At 59.2% G+C, this 25,705-nt stretch carries 23 protein-coding genes; 12 read left to right on the top strand and 11 right to left on the bottom strand.

Features of this window, described 5'->3' with window-relative positions; all coding sequences use genetic code 11:
• Positions 1–21 precede the first annotated feature (21 nt).
• Positions 22–786, bottom strand: a complete 765-nt coding sequence (locus tag QMK58_RS27360) for a TOBE domain-containing protein (RefSeq protein ID WP_320395658.1) — start codon at positions 784–786, stop codon at positions 22–24.
• A 63-nt stretch (positions 787–849) separates the two neighbouring features.
• Entirely contained in the window at positions 850–1,590 is a 741-nt protein-coding gene (locus tag QMK58_RS27355) for a ComF family protein (RefSeq protein WP_320395657.1), read from the bottom strand.
• Between the two features lie 93 nt (positions 1,591–1,683).
• Between QMK58_RS27355 and bioB the strand changes: the two genes are divergently transcribed.
• From bioB to QMK58_RS27305, 10 genes are all read left to right on the top strand, one after another.
• Positions 1,684–2,739, top strand: coding sequence for a biotin synthase BioB (gene bioB, locus QMK58_RS27350; RefSeq protein ID WP_053163018.1), 1,056 nt, complete (start codon positions 1,684–1,686; stop codon positions 2,737–2,739).
• Between the two features lie 167 nt (positions 2,740–2,906).
• The gene (bioF, locus tag QMK58_RS27345) at positions 2,907–4,085 is read left to right on the top strand and encodes an 8-amino-7-oxononanoate synthase (protein ID WP_320395656.1); all 1,179 of its coding nucleotides are present in this window, start codon (positions 2,907–2,909) and stop codon (positions 4,083–4,085) included.
• Positions 4,078–4,809, top strand: coding sequence for an alpha/beta fold hydrolase (locus QMK58_RS27340; RefSeq protein ID WP_320395655.1), 732 nt, complete (start codon positions 4,078–4,080; stop codon positions 4,807–4,809). Before bioF ends, QMK58_RS27340 begins: the two co-directional genes overlap by 8 nt.
• Positions 4,802–5,614, top strand: coding sequence for a malonyl-ACP O-methyltransferase BioC (gene bioC, locus QMK58_RS27335; RefSeq protein WP_320395654.1), 813 nt, complete (start codon positions 4,802–4,804; stop codon positions 5,612–5,614). The genes QMK58_RS27340 and bioC overlap by 8 nt, the downstream gene beginning before the upstream one ends.
• Positions 5,611–6,291, top strand: a complete 681-nt coding sequence (gene bioD / locus QMK58_RS27330; RefSeq protein ID WP_053163010.1) for a dethiobiotin synthase — start codon at positions 5,611–5,613, stop codon at positions 6,289–6,291. Before bioC ends, bioD begins: the two co-directional genes overlap by 4 nt.
• Positions 6,292–6,397: 106 nt before the next feature.
• Positions 6,398–6,694, top strand: a complete 297-nt coding sequence (locus QMK58_RS27325) for a hypothetical protein (protein WP_053163008.1) — start codon at positions 6,398–6,400, stop codon at positions 6,692–6,694.
• A 276-nt stretch (positions 6,695–6,970) separates the two neighbouring features.
• Entirely contained in the window at positions 6,971–8,776 is a 1,806-nt protein-coding gene (locus QMK58_RS27320) for a phenylacyl-CoA dehydrogenase (protein WP_053163006.1), read from the top strand.
• A 197-nt stretch (positions 8,777–8,973) separates the two neighbouring features.
• The gene (locus tag QMK58_RS27315) at positions 8,974–10,266 is read left to right on the top strand and encodes a sensor domain-containing diguanylate cyclase (RefSeq protein WP_053163004.1); all 1,293 of its coding nucleotides are present in this window, start codon (positions 8,974–8,976) and stop codon (positions 10,264–10,266) included.
• Between the two features lie 85 nt (positions 10,267–10,351).
• Positions 10,352–12,148, top strand: coding sequence for an acyl-CoA dehydrogenase C-terminal domain-containing protein (locus QMK58_RS27310; protein WP_320395653.1), 1,797 nt, complete (start codon positions 10,352–10,354; stop codon positions 12,146–12,148).
• A gap of 174 nt (positions 12,149–12,322) precedes the next feature.
• Positions 12,323–14,101 carry an acyl-CoA dehydrogenase C-terminal domain-containing protein gene (locus QMK58_RS27305; RefSeq protein WP_053163000.1) on the top strand — a complete coding sequence of 593 codons (1,779 nt, stop codon included), beginning with the start codon at positions 12,323–12,325 and terminating at the stop codon, positions 14,099–14,101.
• Positions 14,102–14,328: 227 nt separating this feature from the next.
• On the opposite strand, the gene QMK58_RS27300 is transcribed toward QMK58_RS27305, so the two are convergent.
• Complete coding sequence (locus QMK58_RS27300) at positions 14,329–15,258, bottom strand: LysR family transcriptional regulator (RefSeq protein ID WP_053162998.1); 930 nt, start codon at positions 15,256–15,258, stop codon at positions 14,329–14,331.
• A gap of 169 nt (positions 15,259–15,427) precedes the next feature.
• On the opposite strand from QMK58_RS27300, the gene QMK58_RS27295 reads away from it, so the two are divergent.
• On the top strand, positions 15,428–16,666 hold the full coding sequence (locus QMK58_RS27295) for an aspartate aminotransferase family protein (protein ID WP_053162996.1): 1,239 nt from the start codon (positions 15,428–15,430) through the stop codon (positions 16,664–16,666).
• A 203-nt stretch (positions 16,667–16,869) separates the two neighbouring features.
• Positions 16,870–17,028 (top strand): YqaE/Pmp3 family membrane protein, encoded by a 159-nt coding sequence (locus QMK58_RS27290; RefSeq protein WP_003228885.1) that lies wholly within the window; start codon positions 16,870–16,872, stop codon positions 17,026–17,028.
• A 129-nt stretch (positions 17,029–17,157) separates the two neighbouring features.
• Here the strand turns inward: QMK58_RS27290 and QMK58_RS27285 are convergent, their stop codons facing one another.
• From QMK58_RS27285 to QMK58_RS27250, 8 genes are all read right to left on the bottom strand, one after another.
• Positions 17,158–18,984, bottom strand: coding sequence for a S9 family peptidase (locus tag QMK58_RS27285; RefSeq protein ID WP_053162995.1), 1,827 nt, complete (start codon positions 18,982–18,984; stop codon positions 17,158–17,160).
• Entirely contained in the window at positions 18,950–20,086 is a 1,137-nt protein-coding gene (pqqE, locus tag QMK58_RS27280; RefSeq protein ID WP_413817434.1) for a pyrroloquinoline quinone biosynthesis protein PqqE, read from the bottom strand. The genes QMK58_RS27285 and pqqE overlap by 35 nt, the downstream gene beginning before the upstream one ends.
• 7 nt (positions 20,087–20,093) lie before the next feature.
• Positions 20,094–20,369, bottom strand: a complete 276-nt coding sequence (pqqD, locus tag QMK58_RS27275; protein WP_007959876.1) for a pyrroloquinoline quinone biosynthesis peptide chaperone PqqD — start codon at positions 20,367–20,369, stop codon at positions 20,094–20,096.
• Positions 20,366–21,118: a pyrroloquinoline-quinone synthase PqqC gene (pqqC, locus tag QMK58_RS27270; RefSeq protein ID WP_053162993.1), complete on the bottom strand. Its 753-nt coding sequence runs from the start codon at positions 21,116–21,118 to the stop codon at positions 20,366–20,368. Before pqqC ends, pqqD begins: the two co-directional genes overlap by 4 nt.
• A gap of 83 nt (positions 21,119–21,201) precedes the next feature.
• Positions 21,202–22,113: a pyrroloquinoline quinone biosynthesis protein PqqB gene (pqqB, locus tag QMK58_RS27265; RefSeq protein ID WP_053162991.1), complete on the bottom strand. Its 912-nt coding sequence runs from the start codon at positions 22,111–22,113 to the stop codon at positions 21,202–21,204.
• An 81-nt stretch (positions 22,114–22,194) separates the two neighbouring features.
• Positions 22,195–22,269 carry a pyrroloquinoline quinone precursor peptide PqqA gene (pqqA, locus tag QMK58_RS27260; protein ID WP_003444522.1) on the bottom strand — a complete coding sequence of 25 codons (75 nt, stop codon included), beginning with the start codon at positions 22,267–22,269 and terminating at the stop codon, positions 22,195–22,197.
• Positions 22,270–22,427: 158 nt separating this feature from the next.
• Positions 22,428–24,857: a pyrroloquinoline quinone biosynthesis protein PqqF gene (pqqF, locus tag QMK58_RS27255; protein ID WP_320395651.1), complete on the bottom strand. Its 2,430-nt coding sequence runs from the start codon at positions 24,855–24,857 to the stop codon at positions 22,428–22,430.
• A 48-nt stretch (positions 24,858–24,905) separates the two neighbouring features.
• Complete coding sequence (locus QMK58_RS27250) at positions 24,906–25,700, bottom strand: carbon-nitrogen hydrolase family protein (RefSeq protein WP_320395650.1); 795 nt, start codon at positions 25,698–25,700, stop codon at positions 24,906–24,908.
• Positions 25,701–25,705: the final 5 nt, after the last annotated feature.

The raw sequence follows: 25,705 nt of genomic DNA, 5'->3' as shown, positions 1-25,705 counted from the left end.
TGAAGGTTTTGTTGCAGTTTGTTAAAGCGGCGTACCCAGCAGTATGTTGGACGGTGAAAACTCGACGCGCACCGATTTGCCGATAGCCAGTCCCAACGATTTTAGATGTGCAGGTTCGGTTAGCGCGCACAGCATCAAACCGTTGGGCAACGTGATACGTACTTCGCTGGGGCCGTCGTCGGCGTCGAGAATCTTCTCGATGATGCCCTTCAGGCAATTGTTTCCAAGGGTTGCCGTAGAGTCGGCATCCAAAACCTCGAGCCAGCCAGCCTTGATCAGGGCCACGACTTCAGTGCCGATTTGCAATTCCAGACGTTGAGTACTGTCGTGGGTGATTTGCGCCTCGATGATCAGATCGTCCGTCACTTGCAGGCGAATCAGGTCATTGCGCCCTTGGACCGCTATCGCCACGACCTTGCCGTGCAGCTGGTTGCGCGCGCTGGTTCGCATCATCAAGCGGCCGAGCAAGTCCAGGTCGCCTGTATCTTCGGCCGCCTCCAGCACTTGCGCCTGCAACGCCTGCAGTCGCTGATAAAGGCGCAATACCCGTTCGCCTTCGCTGGACAGTCTGGCACCGCCACCGCCCTTACCGCCGACTACCCGTTCCACCAACGGTGTTTGTGCCAGGTTGTTCAGCTCCTCGATAGCATCCCAGGCAGCCTTGTAACTGAGCCCTGCGCTTTTTGCGGCGCGGGTGATCGAGCCCTGTTCGGCAACGTGATGCAACAGCGCGATGCGCTGCGGGCGACGGACAATGTGCTGGGACAACAACGTAGACAAGGCCATGGTGAATCGCTTTGGGCTGTGACAATGGCGAAGACGTTGGCGGCTCGGGACGCAGGAGTCAAGTCAGGACGTCTCCCCCGGTTTTGGCGTGCGGGCCAGACAATAGACGTCGACACGGGCTGCTCCGGCATTCATCAGCAGAGCGGCCAACGCCTGAGCGGTGGCGCCGGTGGTCAGAACGTCGTCGATCAGGGCGAGGTGACGGCCCTTCACGACTGCATCGGGCGCCAGTGCGAACGCATTGCGCAGATTTTTGCGACGCGCATCGGCGTTCAGTGCCTGTTGCGCATCAGTGTCGTGAGTGCGCAATAACAGCCGTTCGTCGACAGGGATATCGAGGTCGGTTCCGAGCCAGCGAGCCAGCATCGCCGCCTGATTGAATCCCCGTTTGCGCAAGCGCCGATCGGCCAAGGGGACGGGGACAAGCACGTGGGGGCGATCCAGGCCGTCGGTGAAGCGATATTGCAGCGATTGAGTGACAATTTCGGCGAGCAAGCGCCCAAATGGCCAGTTGGCGTTGTGTTTGAAGCGTGTGATCAGGCTGTCGATCGGAAAGCCGTAAACCCAAGGCGCAATGACCCGTTCAAAGGCCGGAGGCTCTTGCAAACATTGGCCGCACGTCAGGCCCGCCGCGGGCAAGGGCAGGGCACAGGTGTGGCAATGATCACCCAGCCAGGGCAGTTCGGTTTCGCACGCCATGCAGATCGGGGTGACGTCTTCGGAGGGTTCGTTGCAAAGCAAGCAGTTCTGGTTGTTTTTTAGACAGATGTAAACCGGTCCTTCGTATCTTGGTTGACAGCTCATCACTCTTCCTTAAATATGCCGAAACACTGTGATGCGACTCAGGGCGTTCCATTGCCCAGCCGCCTGTACAAGCATAATTCAAAGGAAACGCCCATGAGCGCCAGCACCACTGCAACCCTGCGTCATGACTGGTCTTTGGCCGAAGTCAAAGCACTCTTCGTACAGCCATTCAACGACCTGTTGTTCCAGGCGCAGACGGTGCACCGCGCGCATTTCGACGCCAACCGCGTCCAGGTCTCGACCCTGCTGTCGATCAAAACCGGCGCTTGTCCGGAAGATTGCAAATATTGTCCGCAGTCCGGTCACTACAACACCGGGCTGGAAAAAGAAAAGCTGATGGAGGTTCAAAAGGTTCTTGAAGAGGCCGCTCGTGCCAAGGCCATCGGTTCGACCCGATTCTGCATGGGCGCGGCCTGGAAGCATCCATCGGCCAAGGACATGCCGTACGTCTTGAAGATGGTCGAAGGCGTGAAGGCACTCGGCCTGGAAACCTGCATGACCCTCGGTCGCCTGGATCAGGACCAGACAGAAGCACTGGCCAAGGCTGGTCTGGACTACTACAACCACAACCTAGACACCTCGCCTGAGTTCTACGGCAGCATCATCACTACCCGCACCTACAGTGAGCGACTGCAGACCCTGGCGTATGTGCGTGAGTCGGGGATGAAGATTTGTTCCGGCGGTATTCTCGGCATGGGCGAGTCGCTGGACGACCGCGCCAACCTGCTGATCCAGCTGGCCAACTTGCCGGAGCATCCAGAGTCGGTGCCGATCAACATGCTGGTGAAGGTGGCCGGTACGCCTCTGGAAAATGCCGAAGACGTTGACCCGTTCGATTTCATCCGTATGCTCGCCGTCGCTCGCATCCTGATGCCGCAATCCCACGTGCGATTGTCCGCCGGCCGCGAAGCCATGAACGAACAAATGCAGGCCCTGGCCTTCTTCGCGGGCGCCAACTCGATTTTCTACGGCGAGAAACTGCTGACCACTGCCAACCCGCAGGCCGACAAGGACATGCAACTGTTTTCGCGCCTGGGCATCTTGCCGGAGGCGCGTGAAGAGCACGCCGATGAAGTTCACCAGGCTGCCATCGAGCAAGCACTGGTGGAGCAGAAGAGCAGCGAGCAGTTCTATAACGCGGCGGTTTGAAGCCTTCCATCGACTCCTCTGATTGGAATGCGAAACCCTTGTAGGAGCTGGCTTGCCAGCGATAGCGGTCTGTCAGCTGATGGGTATGTCGAATCTGACGCACTCATCGCTGGCAAGCCAGCTCCTACAGGTTCGGTGTCTACCTTGATTGTTTGTCCGAGGCCTGCATGTCTTTCGATCTCGCCGCACGCCTTGCTGCCCGTCGTGCCGAAAATCTCTACCGCCAACGCCCATTGCTCGAAAGCCCGCAGGGGCCGCAAGTGGTGGTCGATGGCCAGCCGTTGCTGGCGTTCTGTAACAACGACTACCTGGGTCTGGCCAATCACCCGCAAGTGATCGAAGCCTGGCGAGAAGGCGCGTCGAAATGGGGCGTCGGTGGCGGGGCGTCGCACTTGGTCATCGGCCACAGCGGCCCGCATCACGCGTTGGAAGAAGCCTTGGCGGACCTCACCGGTCGCCCGCGGGCCTTGCTGTTCACCACTGGCTACATGGCCAACCTCGGTGCGGTCACCGCATTGGTCGGGCAGGGCGATACGGTGCTGGAAGACCGGCTCAATCATGCCTCGCTGCTCGACGCGGGGCTGTTGTCCGGGGCGCGGTTCAATCGTTACTTGCACAACGACGCCGTGAGCCTGGCCAAGCGCCTTGAGAAAGCCACCGGCAACACGCTGGTGGTCACCGACGGCGTGTTCAGTATGGACGGCGACATCGCCGACTTGCCGGCACTGGCGCGGGAAGCCAAGGCCAAAGGCGCGTGGCTGATGGTCGATGACGCCCACGGTTTCGGTCCGTTGGGTGCGAACGGTGGCGGCATCGTCGAGCATTTCGGCTTGAGCCAGGAAGACGTGCCGGTACTGGTCGGTACTCTCGGCAAAGCGTTCGGCACGGCCGGGGCTTTTGTCGCCGGCAGTGAAGAGTTAATCGAGAGCCTGATTCAGTTTGCCCGCCCGTACATTTACACCACCAGCCAACCGCCGGCATTGGCGTGCGCCACACTGAAAAGCCTTGAACTGCTGCGCAGCGAGCATTGGCGCCGCGAGCATTTGCAGACGTTGATCCGCCAGTTCCGCCACGGCGCCGAGCAAATCGGCCTGGAACTCATGGACAGTTTCACGCCCATTCAACCGATCATGATCGGTGACGCCGGGCGTGCGGTGCGTCTGTCGCAGATGTTGCGCGAGCGCGGACTGATGGTGACCGCGATTCGACCGCCAACGGTGCCTGCTGGCAGTGCTCGTCTGCGTGTGACGCTGAGCGCCGCCCACAGCGAGGCGCAGGTTCAGTTATTGCTGGAAGGATTGGCCAATTGTTTTCAACAACTGGGACCGGAGCCAGCCCATGCGTGATCGTCTGATTCTGCTGCCTGGTTGGGGGCTCGGTGTTTCGCCGCTGGAACCGCTGGCGGCGGCGTTGCAAGGGCTGGATGAACACCTGCGGGTCGAGATCGAGCCGTTACCACAATTGCAGTCGAACGATCTTCAAGAGTGGCTCGCTGAACTCGATTCGACGCTGCCTCAGGATGCCTGGCTGGGTGGCTGGTCGTTGGGTGGCATGCTCGCTTCGGAATTGGCGGCGCGTCGCGGCGATCGCTGCTGCGGTTTGCTGACGCTGGCGAGTAATCCTTCTTTTGTCGCCCATGAACAGTGGTCGAGCGCGATGCCTGGCGAAACCTTCGATGCGTTCCTGGCTGGCTGTGCTGCTGACCCGCGCATGACCTTAAAGCGCTTTTCACTGCTTTGCGCTCAAGGTGCCGAAGACCCTCGCGGGTTATCACGGTTGTTGCTCGGGGGTGCGCCGCACACGGCTGGCCCCTTATTGATGAGCGGCCTGGAGTTGCTCGCTCAGTTGGATACCCGCCAAGCCTTGCAGACGTTCCGTGGCCCGCAACTGCACTTGTTCGCCGGCCTCGACGCACTGGTTCCGGCTGAAGCCACCGCAGAACTGCTGGCATTGCTGCCGGATATCGAAATCGGTCTGATTGAACAGGCCAGCCACGCGTTTCTTCTGGAAGACCCCCACGGTGTGGCAGGGGCGATCCAGGCTTTTTTGCATGAGTGCGGCGATGACTGATTTGTCTCTTCCCAACGTACCCGGCGATCTGCCTGACAAACGCCAGGTGGCGGCTTCGTTTTCCCGTGCAGCGTCGAGCTATGACAGCGTGGCCGAACTGCAACGTGACGTGGGCAGCCAATTGCTGAGCCGCCTGCCAGCAGATTTTATGCCGCAACGCTGGCTCGACCTGGGCTGTGGCACCGGGTATTTCAGTCGTGCATTGGGTGAACGTTTTGCCGGTGCTCACGGTGTGGCGCTGGATATCGCCGAGGGCATGCTCAATCACGCACGGCCATTAGGCGGCGCCACCGATTTCATCGCCGGTGATGCCGAGCGCCTGCCGTTGCAGGATTCGACCTGCGATCTGATCTTCTCCAGCCTGGCAGTGCAGTGGTGTGCAGACTTCGGCGCGGTACTCGGCGAGGCCCATCGGGTGCTCAAACCAGGCGGGATTTTCGCGTTTGCTAGTCTGTGTGTTGGGACGTTGATTGAACTGCGAGACAGTTGGCGTAAGGTCGACGGCATGGTGCACGTCAATCGCTTCCGGGAGTTCGGCGTTTATCAACAATTGAGTGCCGATAGCGGTTTAGAGGTGGTCAGTCTGCAAACCTGTCCCCATGTGTTGTACTACCCGGATGTGCGCAGCCTGACCCATGAGCTCAAGGCCTTGGGCGCGCACAACCTTAATCCCGGTCGGCCGGGTGGCTTGACTGGCCGGGCGCGGATTCTGGGTTTGATCGAGGCCTATGAGCAGTTTCGTCAGGCCGAAGGTTTGCCGGCGACTTATCAAGTGGTGTACGCCGTTTTGGAGAAACCCTTATGAGCTCAGCCTATTTCATTACCGGCACAGATACGGATGTCGGCAAAACCACGGTCGCGGCGGGGTTGCTGTATGCGGCGCGGTCGGCGGGTTTGAGCACGGCGGCGGGTAAGCCGGTCGCCTCGGGGTGCGATGTCACGCCCAAGGGTCTGCGCAACGCGGATGCGCTGGCGCTGCTGGCGGAATGTTCGTTGCCATTGACGTATTCGCAGGCGAACCCGGTGGCGTTCGAACCGGCGATTGCCCCGCATCTTGCAGCGCGTGAAGCGGGTGTGGCACTCACGGTGCAGTCATTGTTGACGCCGATGCGGCAGATCCTTGAAATGCAGGCCGACTTCACGTTGATCGAAGGTGCCGGTGGCTGGCGCGTGCCGTTGGCCGATCAGGATAATCTGTCTGATTTGGCGAAAGCCTTGGGCCTGCCGGTGATTCTGGTCGTCGGCGTTCGCCTGGGCTGCATCAGCCATGCCTTGCTGACGGCTGAGGCCATCGCTCGTGACGGTTTGCAGTTGGCGGGATGGGTGGCGAATATCATTGATCCGAAAACTTCACGGCTGGAAGAAAACCTAGCGACACTCGCCGAACGCCTTCCAGCGCCATGCCTGGGAAGGGTGCCAAAACTCAAGTCAGTCACAGCTGAAGCGGTGGCGGAACATCTTCAGCTGGATTTGCTTGACTAGCGTTTGCTATGACAAGGCACTGCGCCATTGGTGTTTTTGACGGGTGTTTTACCGAACCCTCTGCTTCAATGAACACTGATGAACCTTTTCAAGGACGAGTCCTCCCATGGAAATCTCAGGAAGCACCGCTTTTTATGCCGGTCTGAGCACTATTCAGACAGGGCAGAACCGTGTCGATCAAGCCGCCGGGCAGATCGCCAACACCACCATCGATCGTTCGGTCACTAGTCAGTCTTCCGACGCTCAGGTCGATCGCCTTCGATCTATCGATCGCAGCCATCAATCGGACCTTGCCAGCAATGTCGTCGAAATGGCCCAAGGTAAATTTCAGGTCGAACTCGGCGTCAGGCTCGCCAAATCGTCCGATGAAGTGCTGGGTACGTTGATCGATACCTTCGCTTGATTTCTCACTGAGCACGACTGCCAACGCCGCGAAATATTGCGGCGTTTTTCTGCGTAAGCCTTTCTTCCTAAACTAATCTTTCTTGCACTGCGTATCACTCGATCCGCGACGTGGCGATGTTGCGCGACCTGAATTTGCGTGAGGGGATGACGAACGGAAAAAGATCGATGCTTGACAAGATTTCGGCGTAAACGTATGTTTCAAACAACTGTTTGATCGCAACAACAATTCAGCGCGGTCGTTCATTCCCGGTTACATCAGCAGAGGTTTATCGCTATGCCTGACTACAAGGCCCCCTTGCGTGATATTCGCTTCGTTCGTGACGAGCTGCTCGGCTACGAAGCGCACTATCAGAGCCTTCCAGCGTGTGCAGACGCAACGCCGGACATGGTTGACGCCATTCTCGAAGAAGGCGCCAAGTTTTGTGAGCAGGTATTGGCTCCGCTGAACCGCGTGGGCGACCTCGAAGGCTGCACCTGGAGCGAGTCCGGCGTTAAGACCCCGACTGGCTTCAAAGAAGCGTACAAGCAATTCGTAGAAGGCGGCTGGCCAAGCCTGGCTCACGACGTCGAGCACGGCGGCCAAGGCCTGCCGGAGTCCTTGGGTCTGGCGATCAGCGAAATGGTCGGCGAGTCGAACTGGTCGTGGGGCATGTACCCAGGCCTGTCGCACGGCGCGATGAACACCATCTCCGAGCACGGCACCCCTGAGCAGCAAGAGGCTTACCTGACCAAGCTGGTCTCGGGCGAGTGGACCGGCACCATGTGCCTGACCGAGCCGCATTGCGGCACTGACCTTGGCATGCTGCGCACCAAGGCCGAGCCTCAGGCCGACGGTTCCTACAAGGTTTCCGGCACCAAGATCTTCATCTCGGCCGGTGAACACGATATGGCCGACAACATCGTCCACATCGTACTGGCTCGCCTGCCGGATGCACCGGCTGGCACCAAAGGCATCTCCCTGTTCATCGTGCCGAAGTTCATGCCCAACGCTGATGGCTCGGTTGGCACGCGTAACGCGGTATCTTGCGGTTCCCTGGAACACAAGATGGGCATCCACGGCAACGCCACCTGCGTGATGAACTTCGACGGCGCGACCGGTTTCCTGATCGGCCCGGCGAACAAAGGCCTGAACTGCATGTTCACCTTCATGAACACCGCACGTCTGGGTACCGCGCTGCAAGGTCTGGCCCACGCCGAAGTCGGTTTCCAGGGCGGCCTGAAATACGCTCGCGACCGTCTGCAAATGCGCTCGCTGACTGGCCCGAAAGCGCCGGACAAAGCCGCTGACCCGATCATCGTGCACCCAGACGTACGCCGCATGCTGTTGACCATGAAGGCATTCGCCGAAGGCAACCGTGCGATGGTTTACTTCACCGCCAAGCAGGTCGACATCGTCAAGTACGGCGTGGACGAAGATGAGAAGAAGAAAGCCGACGCACTGCTGGCGTTCATGACGCCAATCGCCAAAGCCTTCATGACCGAAGTCGGTTTTGAATCGGCCAACCATGGCGTGCAGATCTACGGCGGTCACGGCTTCATCGCCGAGTGGGGCATGGAGCAGAACGTTCGCGACAGCCGCATTTCGATGCTGTACGAAGGCACCACCGGTATCCAGGCGCTCGACCTGCTGGGCCGTAAAGTGCTGATGACTCAAGGCGAGGCTCTGAAAAGCTTCACCAAGATCGTCCACAAGTTCTGCCAGACCAACGAAGGCAACGAAGCGGTTCAAGAGTTCGTCGCACCGCTGGCTGCACTGAACAAAGAGTGGGGCGAGCTGACCATGAAGGTCGGTATGGCTGCCATGAAAGATCGCGAAGAAGTCGGCGCGGCCTCCGTGGACTACCTGATGTATTCCGGTTACGCCTGCCTGGCCTACTTCTGGGCTGACATGGCGCGTCTGTCTGCCGAGAAACTGGCTGCCGGCACTTCCGAAGAGGCGTTCTACACCGCCAAGCTGCAGACTGCGCGCTTCTACTTCCAGCGCATTCTGCCGCGTACCCGCACTCACGTTGTAACCATGCTATCGGGCGCTAACAACCTGATGGACATGAAAGAAGAGAACTTCGATCTGGGCTACTAAGTCTCGACGAAGCACTTCAAAAAGCCGCTGATCCTTCGGGACAGCGGCTTTTTTGCTTTAAAGGTTGTCGGTGAAATGGAAGCGGGCGACACCCGTTTAAAAAATACCTCAGTCATTCACTCAGCAACTCGGGGTTTCTGCCGTTACAGTGGTGGGCACATTGCCATCTATTGAATTGACGGGTCGGAGCTTTACCCTTGCTGCGTAATTCCGCTGTGCGTTTGAGTCATTTCCTGCCGTCATTACTGCTGTTACTGGCGGGGCTGGCGGCTGCATACATCAAGGATCTGAACGTCTTCTTCACGTCGCTGTTCAATGTGCTGCCCACTCTGGTGTTGTTGCTCGGAGGTGCCTATTGCGCGGTTTACCGGCGCCAGCGTGAACTGTTTCTGATGGTCACGGTGTACATCGCCTACTTCCTGCTCGACACCCAGACCGACTACTACCGCGACAACGGCAAGGTGCGCGATGACGCCGCGGTGGTCTTTCACTTGTGTTGCCTGTTGCTGCCCCTGCTGTTTGGCATCTTCGCGGCGTGGCAAGAGCGCACGCATCTGTTTCAGGACATGGTGGCGCGTTTCGCGGTGTTGCTGGCGGTGGGCAGCGTGGCATTGGCACTTGAGCAAAGTTATCCCCATGCGCTGCTGATCTGGCTTTCGGAGATTCGCTGGCCCGCATTGCACGGCGCATGGATGAGCCTGATCCAGCTGTCCTATCCGGTCTTCATCGCGGCTTTTGTGTTGTTGGCTTATCAATACTGGCGCAACCCGCGACCCCTGCATGCCGCGCAATTGGTGGGCCTGCTGGGGTTGTTCTGGATGTTGCCGAAAACCTTCATCCTGCCGTTCACCCTGAACATCATGTGCAGCCAGGTGATGTTGATGATCGCTGCAGCCGTTGCCCACGAAGCCTATCAAATGGCCTTCCGCGACGAACTGACGGGTCTGCCGGGTCGCCGTGCACTGAATGAGCGCATGCAGCGGCTGGGGCGTAACTACGTGCTGGCCATGAGCGACGTTGACCACTTCAAGAAATTCAACGACACCCATGGTCACGATGTGGGTGATCAGGTGCTGCGGCTTGTGGCCAGTAAACTGTCGAAAATCGGCGGCGGCGGTAAGGCGTATCGCTACGGCGGTGAGGAGTTTGCCCTGGTGTTTGCGGGCAAGACGCTCGAAGAGTGTATGCCGCATCTGGAAGCCATCCGAGAGTCGATTGCCACTTACAACATTCAGCTGCGCAATCAGGACAGCCGGCCACAGGATGATAATCAGGGTCGGCAGCGCCGCGCAGGTGTCGGTGCTTCGAGTGTATCGGTGACGGTCAGCATCGGCGTCGCCGAGCGTATTGAACAGCGCACCCCGGAAGAAGTGCTCAAGTCCGCTGACCAGGCACTCTATAGCGCCAAGGGCGCGGGTCGAAACTGTGTGATGGCGTTCGGTCAGAACCGCCGTGGCGCCGTGCGCATGGACGCCGCTACGGCTGAGTGATGATGGCGCATTCAGCGTCTGGACTGTGATTGTGAGGTCGGGTCAGCGGCAGTAGGTTGGAAAAATCTGCTGAAGGAGAATGACCATGCCCGAGTACAAAGCTCCCTTGCGCGATATGCGCTTTTTGATCGATCACGTTTTCGATTTTCACAGCAACTACACCGCACTGGGGGCTATCGATGCCAGCCCGGACATGGTCAATGCGATCCTCGACGAGGGGGCGAAATTCTGCGAGAACGTCCTCTCCCCACTCAACCGCAGCGGTGATGAAGAAGGCTGCCATTTCGACAATGGCGTGGTCACCACGCCTGCAGGTTTCAAGCAGGCTTTTGCACAATACGTGGAAGGCGGCTGGCATGGGCTGGCGGCGGATCCGGCCTACGGCGGTCAGGGATTGCCAAGCTCATTGGGGCTGGTCATCAGCGAAATGGTCGGTTCCAGCAACACATCCTGGGGCATGTACCCGGGCCTGACCCACGGCGCCATGTCGGCCATCCACGCCCACGGCACCGAAGCACAAAAAGCGACTTACCTGAGCAAGCTCACAGCGGGTCAATGGACCGGCACCATGTGCCTGACCGAAGCTCATTGCGGCACCGACCTGGGCATTATCAAGACCCGCGCCGTGCCTTCTGCGGATGGCAGTTACGCGATCACCGGCAGCAAGATCTTCATCTCGGCCGGCGAGCACGACATGAGCGACAACATCATTCACCTGGTGCTGGCGAAATTGCCGGACGCGCCGGCGGGAACCAAGGGTATTTCGCTGTTCATCGTGCCCAAGTTTTTACCCGATGCAGCCGGCGAAGCAGGCGAGCGCAATGGCGTGTCCTGCGGCTCCATCGAACACAAGATGGGCATCAAGGCTTCGGCCACCTGTGTGCTGAATTTCGATGGGGCCAAGGGCTTCCTGATCGGCGAGCCGAACAAAGGCTTGAACTGCATGTTCACCATGATGAACCACGCACGCCTGGGCACCGGCATGCAGGGACTATGTCTGGGCGAAGCGAGTTTTCAGGGTGCGATCAAGTACGCCAACGACCGCTTGCAGATGCGTTCCCTGACCGGCCCGAAAGCGCCGGAAAAACCCGCCGACCCGATTATCGTGCACCCTGATGTGCGGCGGATGTTGCTGACCATGAAGGCCTTCAACGAGGGCAATCGGGCGCTGACCTACTTCACTGCGCAACTGCTCGACGTGGCGCACCTGAGTCCGGATGAAACCGCCCGCCAGGACGCTGAAGATCTGTTGGCATTCCTCACGCCGATCTGCAAAGCGTTCATGACCGACACGGGCCTGGAAGTGACCAACCACGGTATGCAGGTGTTTGGCGGTCACGGGTTCATTCGCGAGTGGGGCATGGAGCAGTTGGTTCGCGATTGCCGGATCGCACCGATCTACGAAGGCACCAATGGCATTCAGGCGCTGGATTTGCTCGGGCGCAAAGTCCTTGGCAGCCAGGGCAAATTGCTGCGCGGCTTCACCAAAATCGTCTACAAGTTCTGTGCCGTGAACGCCGAGCATCCACAACTGGCCAGCTATGTGGCGCAGCTCAACGGTCTGAATCAACAGTGGGGCGAGTTGACCACCAAGGTTGGCATGGCGGCGATGAAAAATGCCGATGAAGTCGGTGCTGCGTCGGTGGACTACCTGATGTACAGCGGTTACATCATCCTCGGCTACCTGTGGTTGCGAATGGCGCTGGTGGCTCAGGCGCAGCTCGAAAGCGGCAATGGCGATGCCGATTTCTGCCGAGGCAAACTTGCAACCAGTGAGTTTTACTTCAAGCGCTTGTTACCGCGAACCGCCGCTCATCGCGCAGCCATCGAGGCGGGCAGCGATTGTTTGATGCAATTGCCAGCGGAGTTGTTCGCGCTTTAGTCATGTAACTCCGTTAAAACAAAGCCCGCTGAATGCGGGCTTTCTGTTGCTGACCAAAAATTACAAAACGGTCACGTGCTGACCCTATGTGTCGCAAAAGTTGTTGGGGTACACTCCGACTCAGCGAAAACCACCTTCCTACGAATCACCTGTAAAGATCTTGCGAGGTTTGCCATGGCTGACTACAAAGCGCCCCTGCGCGATATGCGCTTCGTCCTCAATGAAGTTTTCGAGGTCGCCAAACTCTGGGCCGAGCTGCCTGCGCTGGCCGAGACTGTCGATGCAGAAACGGTCGAGGCAATCCTGGAGGAAGCGGGCAAAGTCACCAGCAAAAGCATCGCGCCTTTGAGCCGTGCGGCTGACGAAGAAGGTTGCCACTGGGCGGACGGTGCTGTCACCACGCCGGCCGGTTTCCCTCAGGCTTATCAGACTTACGCCGAAGGCGGTTGGGTCGGTGTCGGTGGTGATCCCGCCTACGGCGGCATGGGCATGCCAAAAGCCGTTTCGGCCCAGGTCGAAGAAATGGTCAACTCCGCGAGCCTTTCGTTTGGTCTATACCCGATGCTGACCGCCGGGGCTTGCCTGTCGATCAACGCCCACGCCAGCGAAGAACTGAAAGCGGCCTACCTGCCGAACATGTACGCCGGCATCTGGGCTGGCTCGATGTGTCTGACCGAGCCGCACGCCGGTACCGATCTGGGAATTATCCGCACCAAGGCCGAACCTCAGGCCGACGGTTCCTACAAGGTCAGCGGCACCAAGATTTTCATCACCGGCGGTGAGCACGACCTGACCGAAAACATCATTCACCTGGTGCTGGCCAAGCTGCCGGACGCACCGGCGGGCCCGAAAGGCATTTCGCTGTTCCTGGTGCCGAAGTTCATGGTCAACGCCGATGGCAGCCTGGGCGCACGTAACCCGGCCAACTGCGGTTCGATCGAACACAAGATGGGCATCCAGGCGTCCGCGACCTGCGTGATGAACTTCGACGAAGCCGTGGGTTACCTGGTTGGCGAGCCTAACAAAGGCCTGGCGGCGATGTTCACCATGATGAACTACGAGCGACTGGGCGTGGGTATCCAGGGTCTGGCCACCGGCGAGCGTTCATACCAGAACGCCGTTGAATACGCCCGTGACCGTCTGCAAAGTCGCTCGCCAAGCGGCGCGCAGAACAAGGACAAAGTGGCTGACCCGATCATCGTCCACCCGGACGTGCGTCGCATGCTGCTGACCATGAAAGCCTCGAACGAAGGTGGCCGTGCGTTTTCCACTTACGTGGCCATGCAACTGGACACCGCCAAGTTCAGCGAAGACGCGACTACCCGCAAACGCGCCGAAGATCTGGTCGCCTTGCTGACCCCGGTGGCCAAAGCGTTTCTGACCGACCTCGGCCTGGAAACTACCGTACACGGTCAGCAGATTTTCGGCGGCCACGGTTACATCCGCGAGTGGGGCCAGGAGCAACTGGTTCGCGACGTGCGCATCACCCAGATTTATGAAGGCACCAATGGTATTCAGGCGCTGGACCTGGTCGGGCGAAAGATCGTCGGTAGCGGTGGGGCGTTCTACAACCTGTTCGCTGACGAAATTCGTCACTTCACCGCTACCGCCAGTGCGGACCTCGCCGAGTTCACCAAGCCATTGAATGATGCGGTGACCACCCTCGACGAACTGACCGCGTGGCTGCTGGATCGGGCGAAGAGCAATCCAAACGAAATCGGCGCGGCATCCGTCGAGTATCTGCAAGCGTTTGGCTATGTTGCTTACGCTTATATGTGGGCACTGATGGCGAAGGCTGCCTTCGGCAAGGAAGCACAGGACGATTTCTACGCGAGTAAACTGGGCACGGCGCGTTTCTATTTCGCCCGCTTGCTACCGCGGATTCACTCGCTGAGTGCTTCGGTAAAGGCCGGCAGCGAGTCACTGTTCCTGCTGGACGCTGCACAGTTCTGACTATGTAACGCCATGTAAGCATTCACTTACATGGCGTGCTGCTGTTCTCCCATAGAAGCAAATTGGATCCACAGCTAATCTACTGCACATGGACGTAGCGCAGGAAGCGCAAAGCAACAACACGGACACGTAGGATTCTGCCAGGACGGTGGAGTGAAAAGGATGTCAGGGAAACAGTCTGCAAAGCCCCGCTTCGGCGGGGTTTTCTTTTGTCTGCGAAAAAGTATTCAGCTCAACCCATCCACAGCCGGCGCGCTGCTCAAGCGTTCATCCGGTCGATTGATCACTTCCTCCAGCAACGTTCGCAACAACGCCAACGAGGCCTGTTGCCTTTGCACATCGCGACACACCAATCCGACCTTCAAAGGTACGCGAGGCTCACTCAGGGGCTTCCATAGCAGTTCTTGATTGCCGTGGGTTTTTTGCGAACGCCCGGGCAACACTGTCGCCAGTCGAGTGTGTGGCAGGCTGTCGAGAATTCCCGCCATGTTGTTCAGTTCAGCTTGCACTTGAGGACGTCGTCCAAGGCTGGCCAGTTGGGTCTGCCAGATCTGACGTATCTGGAACTCTTCCCCCAATAGCAACATCGGCAATTCGGCAGCCTGACTCATGGAGACTTTCTTGAATTCGCGCAACGGATGCTCGGCCGGGATGACAAGGGTCAGTTCATCTTCGTACAGCATCACGCCATGCAGGCCAGGCTGACGGGGAGGCAAGTAGCTGATTCCTATGTCCAGCGAGCCATTGAGCAGCCGTCGCTCGATCTCAAGCCCGGTCAGTTCATAGATCTGCACCACCAGATGCGGCTGCGCCTTGCGCACCCGCTCAAGCATCTGCGGCACGAGGCTGGTGTGGACCGTTTGCAATACGCCAATGGCCAGAGTCCGCAGCGCCTGGCCCTTGAAACTGCCCAAGGCTTCGCGCGCTCGCTGCAAACCATCCAGAAGCGGCTGGGCATGGTTGTACAGCGTATGAGCGGCGAGGGTCGGCAACAGGCGCTTGCTGCTGCGCTCGAACAGACTCACATCAAGGTTCTGTTCCAGGTGGCGGATCTGCTGGGACAACGCTGGTTGTGAGATTGAAAGCCGCTCGGCGGCCCGGCCCACATGCCCTTCTTCGTAGACCGCGACGAAATAACGCAGTTGCTTGAAATCCATAAGTAATTCTTATCGAAAATGCTGGTAAATCGAAATGGCTCAGCGCCTTGTCTGGGCCTAGTCTAACTGCATTCACTAGGCTTACAGGGCCAATTAGCGCAATGGATACCGTTTGTTTCGGTGGTGTTTACATAGGTAAGACAAAAAATCTCAGAAGAGGTTTTCTTGAATGAACCTATTCAGCCTTCGTCGTAGTACGCCCAGTCTTGATGATCTTGCGTTGGACGCGGTCATGCCATCCAGACGCGACAACCTTTGCAGCGAGAACCTGATGCCCGGTGTCGAGCGGCCGAAACAAGTGTTTGTGCGCGGCCAAGGGTCTTGGTTGTGGGATAGCGCTGATCGCGCTTATCTGGATTTCTCCCAAGGCGGTGGAGCCAACAGTCTCGGCCACAGTCCATCGGTCCTGGTCAATGCCATCAACGCTCAAGCCCAGTCGTTGATCAACCCGGGTTTGAATCTGCATGACCGAGGCATGCTCAACCTCGCCGAACGACTGTGTGTCAGCACCGGCAGCGATGGGGCTTATTTGCTCAATACGGGCAATGAGGCCTGTGAGGCAGCGATCAAACTGGCGCGCAAATGGGGTCAAACGCATCGCGGCGGTGCCTCGAGGATCATCGTGGCCACCAGCGATTGCCATGACGGTATTCGGGCGACGATGTCGACGTCGGTCAGCCATGTTCCGTTCAACGATCTTCCCGCATTGCACGCCGCAGTGGATAAGCGAACCGTAGCGATCCTGCTTGAACCGATCCAGAGCGAGGCCGGGGTCATTCCTGCCACCGCCCATTATCTCAAGGGTGTCGAGCGGCTCTGCCGAGAGCTCGACATCCTGCTGATTTTCGATGAAGTACAAACCGGAGTCGGTCGCTGTGGCACCTTGCTTGCCGAAGAGTCGTGCGACGTGCGGGCCGATATTGTCGTGCTCGGCGAAGGCCTGGGCGGTGGCGTGCCATTGGCCGCCTTGCTGGCACGGGGAAAGGCGTGCGGTTTCGACATGGGGCAGATGACTGGTACCCATCACAGTAACGCGCTGATGGCAGCGGCAGGATTGGCGGTGCTCGACACCGTACAGGACAAGGGCGTGCTCAAGCACGTCGCAGACACCGGTCAACACCTGCGCGAAGGTTTGGGGCGTTTAGCCCACCGCTATGCCCATGGTGAACTGCGCGGCCAAGGACTGCTGTGGGGACTGACATTATCTGACGACTCAGCCGATGCAGTGGTCAAGGCCGCGCTGTATGAAGGCTTGCTGCTCAATGCGGTGCAACCCGACTGCCTGCGCTTTACCCCTGCGCTCAACGTGAGCAACGCCAACATCGACGAAATGCTCCTGCGCCTCGCCCGCGCCTTCTCCCGCGTACGCACCACGCAACTGCAGTGCCGCAAAGGGATTGCCGTCTGATCAGACCTGCCCTACACAAATTCCAGAACCGTCTCGCGGTATAACGCACGCCCCACGCCTGATTCTTTCGGCGTGGGGCGTTTTTTTGTCTATGAGGTTCAGCGAAGCGAAGGAGGTCAGTCACAGAGACTGAACCCTGACGAACGGCACCTGTCGATTAGGTGTAGGGTTTTAACGAGCCCACCCCAATCAGGAGCTGCCCCATGGACTTTATTCGCATCATCATTGCCATTCTGTTGCCGCCGCTGGGCGTGTTTCTGCAGGTAGGATTTGGCGGGGCGTTCTGGCTGAATATTCTGTTGACGTTGTGCGGTTACATTCCAGGAATCGTGCATGCGGTGTACATCATCGCCAAGCGTTGAGTTTGCGGTCTTCGCGAACTGGCTCGCTCCCACCTCTGACCGCGTTCTCCCGCCGTAACGCGATCAAGTGTGGGAGTGAGCCTGCTCGCGAAAAGGGGGGGGGCCAAGTTTCTATCCTGAACGCTTGAATCAGTCCCCCTGATCCATCACCCGCCGATAAAACAACCACTCCTGTTCCAGCGCATGGGCCTGGTTTCCTGCCTTGCGCAGGCCGTGGCGTTCGTCGGCGTAATAGTGCGCTTCGACCAGGATGCCATTGCTCTGCAGGGCTTCGACCATGTCCCGGGTCTGTTGCGGGACAACCACGGCGTCCAGCTCTCCTTGAAAGAAGATCACCGGTACGCTGATGTTGCCTGCATGCAATAACGGCGTGCGTGCGGCGTAGCGCTCGGCGTCCTGTTCTGGATCGCCGATCAGCCAATCCAGGTAATCACCCTCGAACTTGTGGGTTGCCCGCCCCAGGGCGACAGGGTCGCTGACCCCATAAAGGCTTGCCCCGGCCCGGAAAATACGGTGAAAAGCCAGAGCGCACAGGGTTGTGTACCCGCCGGCGCTGCCACCTCGGATGAACGCCTTGCTGCCGTCGATCAATCCGCGTTGGTCAAGATGGCTGACAACAGCGCAAGCGTCTTCGACATCGACGGCTCCCCAACTCAAATGCAGTGCCTGACGGTAAGCCCGGCCATAGCCACTGCTGCCGCGATAGTTGAGATCGGCCACGGCGAATCCGCGCTGAGCCCAATACTGAATGCGCGGGTCGAGCATCGGGTAGCACGCGGAGGTCGGGCCGCCGTGAATGAACACCACCAGTGGCGGTTTCGCTTTACCCGTCATCGCCGGGTAGAAGAAACCGTGAGCTTCGCCTGAACCGCTTGGATAGCGCAGGATTTGCGGGCGGCTGATCTGCTCGGCGGGCAATGGGGCAATGCCGCCAGCCAGTACTTTCACTTGTCGTGACTGACGATCAAGGGCGATCACGGCGGTCGAGCTGACCGGCGACGCGGCGATGCAGTAGATGAATTGCTCATCCAGCGCGAGATGACGAAAGCGGCTGTAGTCCCCGGTGAAGTCTTCGCACGATGCACCACGCAGGCCCAGTCGGCCAAATCCCTCTTCGGTCCAACTTGCCAGAAAGTTGTCTTCGCCCAGCGGCAACCAGGTACAGCCGCCGAGTTGCCAGGGTGCGGGGCCATGGTCGGCGGCGGTGCTTGGCAGTGGGCTCAGGCCGTTTTCGCATTCCACCCATGGCTGCCAGTAACCCCTGCGATCGGTCAGGCAATACAAGCGGCCGGCGCGGTCAAATCTCGGTTGTTGCAGCGACTCCTGAGCGTTGTCTCCGGCCACGCATCGGGCAGGGCCAAAACCATCGTCGCTCTGGCGCTCGGCAACCATTAAACGGGTCGCGGTCCAGGGCTGATCCGGGCGACTCCATTCGATCCAGGCCAGTCGACGGGCGTCGGGACTGAGCGTCGGAGCGGCGTAGAAGTCGGCGCCTTCGGCCAGCAAATGCCGCGCGCCGTCTGCCAGATCGATGGCCACCAATCGGTGCTCATTGCGGTTTTCCTCAACCGCCAATACCTGATCATCGGCGAAATGCAGATCACCGTAGCGACACAATCCGGTCGTCAACACTTCGGGCGTTTCACCCTGTATCGATTGGCGATACAGCTGCTGGTCCGCCTCGTTGACGAAAACAATGCCATCGTCCGTCAGACAAAACGCACCACCGCCATATTCGTACACTCGGCTACGCACGCTGAAGCCTGTCGGCGTCAGGCATTTCAACACACCGTCGCGCCAATGCCAGATCCGGCACGCGGCGTCTTCAGGGCGATACTCGTTCCAGAACAAGCCCTGTGGGCCGAGCTGCAATTCGGCGTAATCAATGCCGGCCGCAACAGCTTTGGCCGCGCTGAAAGGCTCAGCTTTTGGCGATGAGGCGTGAGTTTCGTTCATTGCGAAAGGCCAGTTGTTCGATGGTCTGGGTCGCGTGCTCGGCCTCTTCGCGGGCCTTGATGATCACGCCATGATGTTCTGATTTACTGCACACCGGGTCGGCATTGCTGGCATCACCCGTGAGCATGAACGCCTGGCAGCGGCAGCCGCCGAAGTCTTTTTCTTTCTCGTCACAGGAGCGACACGGTTCGGGCATCCAGTCGTATCCGCGAAAGCGGTTGAAGCCGAACGAGTCATACCAGATGTGCTGCATGCTGTGGTCGCGCACGTTGGGAAACTGCACCGGCATCTGTCGGGCGCCGTGACAGGGCAGCGCGGTTCCGTCTGGCGTGACCGTCAGAAAAATACTGCCCCAGCCGTTCATGCAGGCTTTGGGGCGTTCTTCATAATAGTCCGGGGTGACGAAAATCAGTTTGCACGGATGGCCTTCGGCTTCGAGTTTGGCCCGGTATTCGTTGGTAATGCGCTCGGCCCGCACCAGCTGTTCCTTGGTCGGCAACAGACCGACGCGATTGAGCTGTGCCCAGCCGTAAAACTGGCAGGTGGCGAGCTCGACGAAGTCCGCTTCAAGGGCGATGCACAGCTCGATGATGCGGTCGATCTTGTCGATGTTGTGCCGATGAGTGACGAAGTTCAGCACCATCGGATAGCCGTGGGCTTTCACTGCCCGGGCCATTTCCAGTTTCTGCGCGAAGGCCTTTTTCGAGCCCGCCAGCAGGTTGTTCACCTGTTCGTCGCTGGCCTGGAAACTGATCTGGATGTGATCGAGCCCGGCCTTCTTGAAGTCGCTGATTTTCTGCTCGGTCAGGCCGATGCCGGAGGTGATCAGGTTGGTGTAGAAACCTAGCTTGCGAGCTTCGGCAATCAGCTCGGCGAGGTCCTGGCGCACCAGCGGCTCGCCACCGGAAAAGCCCAGTTGCGCCGCACCCATCTCGCGCGCCTCGCGGAACACTTTGATCCATTGTTCGGTGCTCAGCTCCTTGCCTTGCTCGGCAAAATCCAGCGGATTGGAGCAGTACGGGCATTGCAGCGGACAGCGGTACGTCAGCTCGGCGAGCAGCCACAGCGGCAGACCGATTTCAGGGTTTGGCGGTACTTGCACCGATGAATCAGGCAAGTTCGATCCAGTGCTGCGCACGGGCAACCTCCATGAATTGCTCGATGTCGTCACCGAGCTCGGGCACGCCGGGGAACTGCCGGTCGAGTTCGGCGATGATCGCCGCGACATCGCGCTCGCCATCGATCAATCCACCGATCAGCGCGGCACTTTCGTTTAGCTTGATCATGCCCTCCGGGTACAGCAGCACGTGGCCTTTTTGCGCCGGTTCGTACTGGAAGCGGTAGCCGGGACGCCAGGTCGGGGTCTTGCTGCGATCGAAACTCATACGGTGATTCCTTTGTGCCAGACCCGCTCCCCGGTCACGCTGTGATACGGCGGGCGTTTCAGTTCGTAGGCCATGCTCATGGCATCGAGCATGCTCCAAAGAATGTCCAGTTTGAACTGGAGAATTTCCAGCATGCGTTCCTGACCTTCGCGAGTTTTGTAGTGCTCAAGCGTGATCGCCAGACCGTGCTCGACATCACGTCGCGCCTGGCCCAGGCGGGTGCGGAAATACTCGTAGCCGGCCGGGTCGATCCACGGGTAATGCTGCGGCCAGCTGTCCAGGCGCGACTGGTGGATCTGCGGTGCGAACAGTTCGGTCAGCGAGCTGCTGGCGGCTTCCTGCCAACTGGCACGGCGGGCGAAATTGACGTAGGCGTCCACGGCGAAGCGTACGCCGGGCAGCACCAGTTCCTGGGAGCGCAGTTGATCCGGATCGAGTCCAACGGCTTGGCCCAACCGCAGCCAGGCTTCGATGCCGCCGTCTTCGCCGGGGGCGCCGTCATGGTCGAGGAGGCGTTGAATCCACTCGCGGCGGATCTCGCGGTCCGGGCAGTTGGCCAGAATGGCCGCGTCCTTCAGGGGAATGTTCACCTGATAGTAAAAACGGTTGGCGACCCAGCCCTGGATCTGCTCGCGGCTCGCCCGGCCTTCATACATCGCCACGTGATACGGGTGATGGATGTGGTAGTAGGCGCCTTTTGCGCGCAGGGCGGCTTCGAACTCGGCGGGGGACATTGGGGTGTCAGTCATTGCGGTTCTCCGGGTAGGACCGGTGGATTCTTCATCGCCTGGGCTGGCCTGCTAGCGATAGGCCGCGCAGCGGTCTGGGCTACTTACAACACAATACTCATGCCGTCATACGCCACTTCAACCTGACGCCGATCCAGCTCCGCACGCTCTGGCGAGTCCTCATCGAGAATCGGGTTGGTGTTGTTGATGTGGATAAGAACTTTGCGCGGGTCAGGCAATTGCTCAAAAACTTCAAGCATCCCGCCAGGACCGTTCTGCGCCAGATGGCCCATCTCGCGACCGGTGCGAGTGCCGACGCCACGGCGCTGCATTTCATCGTCGTCCCACAACGTTCCATCCACCAACAGGCAATCACTGCCCGCCATGATCTCCAGCAGCGCTGCATCGACCTTGCCCAGCCCTGGTGCGTAGAACAGCTTGCCGCCGGTGTTCATGTCTTCAACGATCAAGCCGATGTTGTCGCCCGGATGAGGATCAAAGCGGTGGGGCGAGTAGGGCGGAGCGGCGCTGCGAAGCGGTAGCGGAGTGAAGCGCAGGTTCGGGCAGGCGGGCACGCTGAAACTTTGATCGAGCTCGATTCGGTTCCAGTTCAACCCGCCATTCCAGTGCTTGAGCATGGTGAACAGCGGGAAACCGGTGCTCAGGTCTTCGTGGACCATGTCGGTGCACCAGACCTGGTGCGGGCAACCTTCACGCAACATCAGCAGACCGGTGGTGTGGTCGATCTGGCTGTCCATCAGGATGATTGCGCTGATCCCGGTATCACGCAGGGCGCGGCCCGGTTGCATCGGGGCGAAGCTCTGGAGTTGCGCGCGGATGTCCGGGGATGTGTTGCACAGCACCCAGTTCACGCCGTCATCGGAAATCGCGATAGACGACTGCGTCCGCGCCTTGGCCCGCAGGCTGCCATCGCGAAAGCCTGCGCAGTTCACGCAGTTACAGTTCCACTGGGGGAAACCGCCGCCGGCAGCGGAACCTAGAATCTGGACAAACATGGGCGCTCCATCATTTCAACGCTGAAAATAAAACGCCTCGGATAACCGAGGCGTTGTGCTGCTCATCTGCCAGGGCAGAGATTAGCGGCTTGCGAAGTACATGGTGACTTCAAAGCCGATACGCAGGTCGGTGTAAGCCGGTTTGGTCCAGGCCATAAATCGAACTCCTTCAGGTAGGGTGGGACAGCGCTATCTATAGGTATAGTCCACCTCAAATCAGAGATGTTCCAAATAGTTAGGCTGCTATGTTACTCAAAATTTCAAAGAAATTGCCCGTGAATCTTTGAGAAAGCTCCTTACAGCCCTGGTAATGATCATTTTGTCGCTTGCCATGAGGCGTCGGGAACAGGGCTGGTGGCCAGACAGCGCCAGCCGCCTTCGACCTGATTCAAACGCTGTGCGGCGTCAAGCAATGCGGTGCGACCCGTCAGCAGGATGGCTTCAGTCAGTTGGGTCAGATAATCCGACGAGCGGCCGGCCAGTTTGCCCTGCCAAAGCAGCTCGCCGGCCTGGGCGGTAGGCAACGCGTTGCTCGAAAACTGCTCGGCCAGAACCTGGCGCTGAGCGATCAAGGCATTGTCGTCGATGGCCGCGATCAGTTCCGGTAACCCGCTCAGAAAATGTTCGATGTGTTGTAGCAGCTCCGTCGGCGCAACGCTTGGTGATTGCACACCGAACAGCAGCCCGGTTTGCCCATGAATCTGGCGCAGGGCGCTGAACACGGCATAACCCAGTTGCAACTCCACCCGCAGCCGTTGGTAGAACGGTGTCTGGCAGAGGTGAGCGAGAAAGCGCCACGCGGCTTCGTCGGCGATTTCTGGGGTCGATGTAGGACAGAACAGCAGCAACGCATGCTCTTCGGAGCGGGTATCGACGTAACTCCACAGACGTTGCGAACGAATCGTAGAGGGTGGCGTGAGTTGATTGTCCGGCGTGCCAGGGATGCGGCTCAATGCCAACCCCATGGCCGCTTGAGTCTGAGCGGATAAACCCGCCGCCAGACCATCCCAGCGAGCACTCGACCAGAGTTTCTGTACATCATCCGAGTTCACGGCAGGTTCAAGGCAGTGATCGGGCAACGCCTTGAGCAACTGTCGAATGGGTATGAGCGCGGCGCGGGTTGGTATTTCCTGTGGGAAATCGGCAGCAGGTTTTGTCAGCTCTTTCAGCGCATGCTCCAGGACGATCGGCATCGGTTCCTGTAGCCCGGTCATTTTCAGCAGCCATTCATTTCCCGAGGCACTCAAGGAGAAATCCACACCGGCCTGACGGGCGTCTTCGCACAGCGGTTGCAGTTCATTTTCCAGCCGTGAATGCAGTTGGCTGTCGGGAGCGGAATCCAGCCGCCAGCGTACATAAATCGCACCTTCAGCACTGTTATCCGGCAATGCCTGACTGAACTGCATCGGTGAGCCTTCCCGTCGACTGCGCGAGCGATCCTGGGCAAAAGTGCGCAGGCCTCGGTGGGCGCTGGTCTGGCCGCGAATCAGGCCGGCGTTCGATGCCGGTGCTTCGCAGCGCAAGAACGGGTTGGCTGCAGGCAGTTGCCAGGGGCCGCTGAAGTTATCCACAGCACCGATTTGTTGAAGGATGTGCTTGAGGGCTGTAACCCCCTGCTGGGTTAACCCTAATTCCCCTTGCTCGCTGTCCTGACGGGCCAATTGCAGCGCACCGCAGACCTGTTGCTGACGCTCAAGCAGCGCTGCGTATTCTTCGCGCAACCCGCTCCAGTCTTGCCGGGCGAAGAAGCTCAGCCAATCCATGAGCCGTTCAGCAATTGCGATCGTCCCTGCATTCGCGGGCAAGGTGAATTCGAGGTGCAGCAAGGCTTGACCCTCGAACTGATACATCGGGGATGCCTTGAGTTCGAGGGCTAGCCCGCGCTCGCGTAAATCCGCCAGCAATCCGCCCGATTTCCCGGTATTGAGCCAATGACACAGGAACGCCTGCGCTTGGGCAGACGACGCGGGCAGCGCTTCGAGCGCGAACAGCAAATCCAGCCGCCGCTCGCCAGCCTGTTGATAACTTTTATCCGACGTGTCCATCAGCGGCGTTGGGGCTTGTTGTGGCACGAATTTGCCTTTGGCTATTGCGCTGCCAAATGCTTCGGCCATCCCCCTCAATTCCTCGAGGCTTTGTGGGCCGGCGAGGCTCAAGGTCATCTGCCCGGTCTGATAGTAACGCTGGTAAAAACTCTGCAAGGCTTGCTGAAACTCGGGTTGTGCAACAGGTAGGCTGTCGCGATTGCCGGCATGAAAACCCCGCAATGGATGAGCCTGCGAAAGTCCGTTGAACAGCGCAAACTGCTGCTGCGCTGTCGGATCCTGCGACCACGCGACATATTCCGCGTGCAGAACTTCACGTTCGCGCAGTTGATCGTCCGGATTCATACGCGGATGGGAGAGCATATCTGACAGCCGCTCCAGCCCTGCGGCGAATGCCTGAGGCTGCAGTTCGAAAAAGTAATCGGTGGTGCGTTCGCTGGTCCGTGCGTTGACCTGACCACCGTGGCTCTGCACATAGGCCATCAACCCTTGGGCCGCAGGAAAACGCTCAGTCCCCAAAAACAGCAGATGCTCAAGAAAGTGCGCCAGACCGGGCCACGCCAGCGGCACGTCATGGCTGCCCACGGCGACCCTTAACGCCGCCGCGCAGCGCTTCAAATACGGTGCGTGACGCAGCGTCACCCGCAGGCCGTTGGCGAGGGTTTCTGTATGGGGGCGAGGGGGATTCAGCGCGGGCATGGGCACTTCCAGAACAGTGAAGTGCCAATGCTAGCGGATTACTGTGGGCTAGCGCTTGTTCAGGTCGCCGTAAAGCTCAGGGCGGCGATCGAAGAAGTAGCGATTGGCAGCGCGTGAGTCGACCATCAACTGCCGTTCCAGCTCACCGACAATCAACGCTTCATCAAGCCCGGCCTGCGCGATGCGGCTGCCATCGGGTGCGGCGATGCTGCTCTGGCCGCAATAGTGAATGTCGCCTTCGTTGCCACAATAGTTGGCGTAGGCCACGTAGCACTGGTTTTCAAAGGCGCGGGCGCGAACCGTGACGTCGGCGATGAAGTCGTAAGGAATCATGTTGGCGGTCGGCACCAGAATCAGTTCGGCGCCGGCCAGGGCCAGACGTCGGGCGTTCTCCGGAAACTCCAGGTCGTAGCAGATCAGGAAACCGAGCTTCCAGCCGTTGAGCTCCACGATGGGGAACGCGTCGGAACCTGCGCTGAACATCGAACGATCGAGTTCGCCGAACAGGTGGGTCTTGCGGTAGTTGCAGACGCGCTCGCCACTGGCGTCGATCAGTTGCACGGCATTGTAGATTTGCCCGTCCGCGGTGCGTTCGGGATAACCGTACAAAATGGCCATCCCGGCCGCCTTGGCAATGCGCGCGATCTGCTGCGCCGATTCACCGTTGTGCACTTCTGCCAGCACGCTGACGGCATCGACGCCGATGTTGTAGCCGGTCAGAAACATCTCCGGCAGCACCAGCAGATCGGCGCCTTTGGCTTCAAGCGCAAGCTGATGCAAACGTTGCAAGTTGCCGGCGACGTCCAGGGGCAGGGGTGGACATTGGTAAAGGGCTACGCGCATTTCGG

The sequence above is a fragment of the Pseudomonas sp. P8_241 genome, assembly GCF_034008315.1.
In the GTDB taxonomy this organism is placed as follows: domain Bacteria; phylum Pseudomonadota; class Gammaproteobacteria; order Pseudomonadales; family Pseudomonadaceae; genus Aquipseudomonas.
Note: the sequence above shows the minus strand (reverse complement) of the source record. Positions and strands in the feature narration are given on the sequence as shown.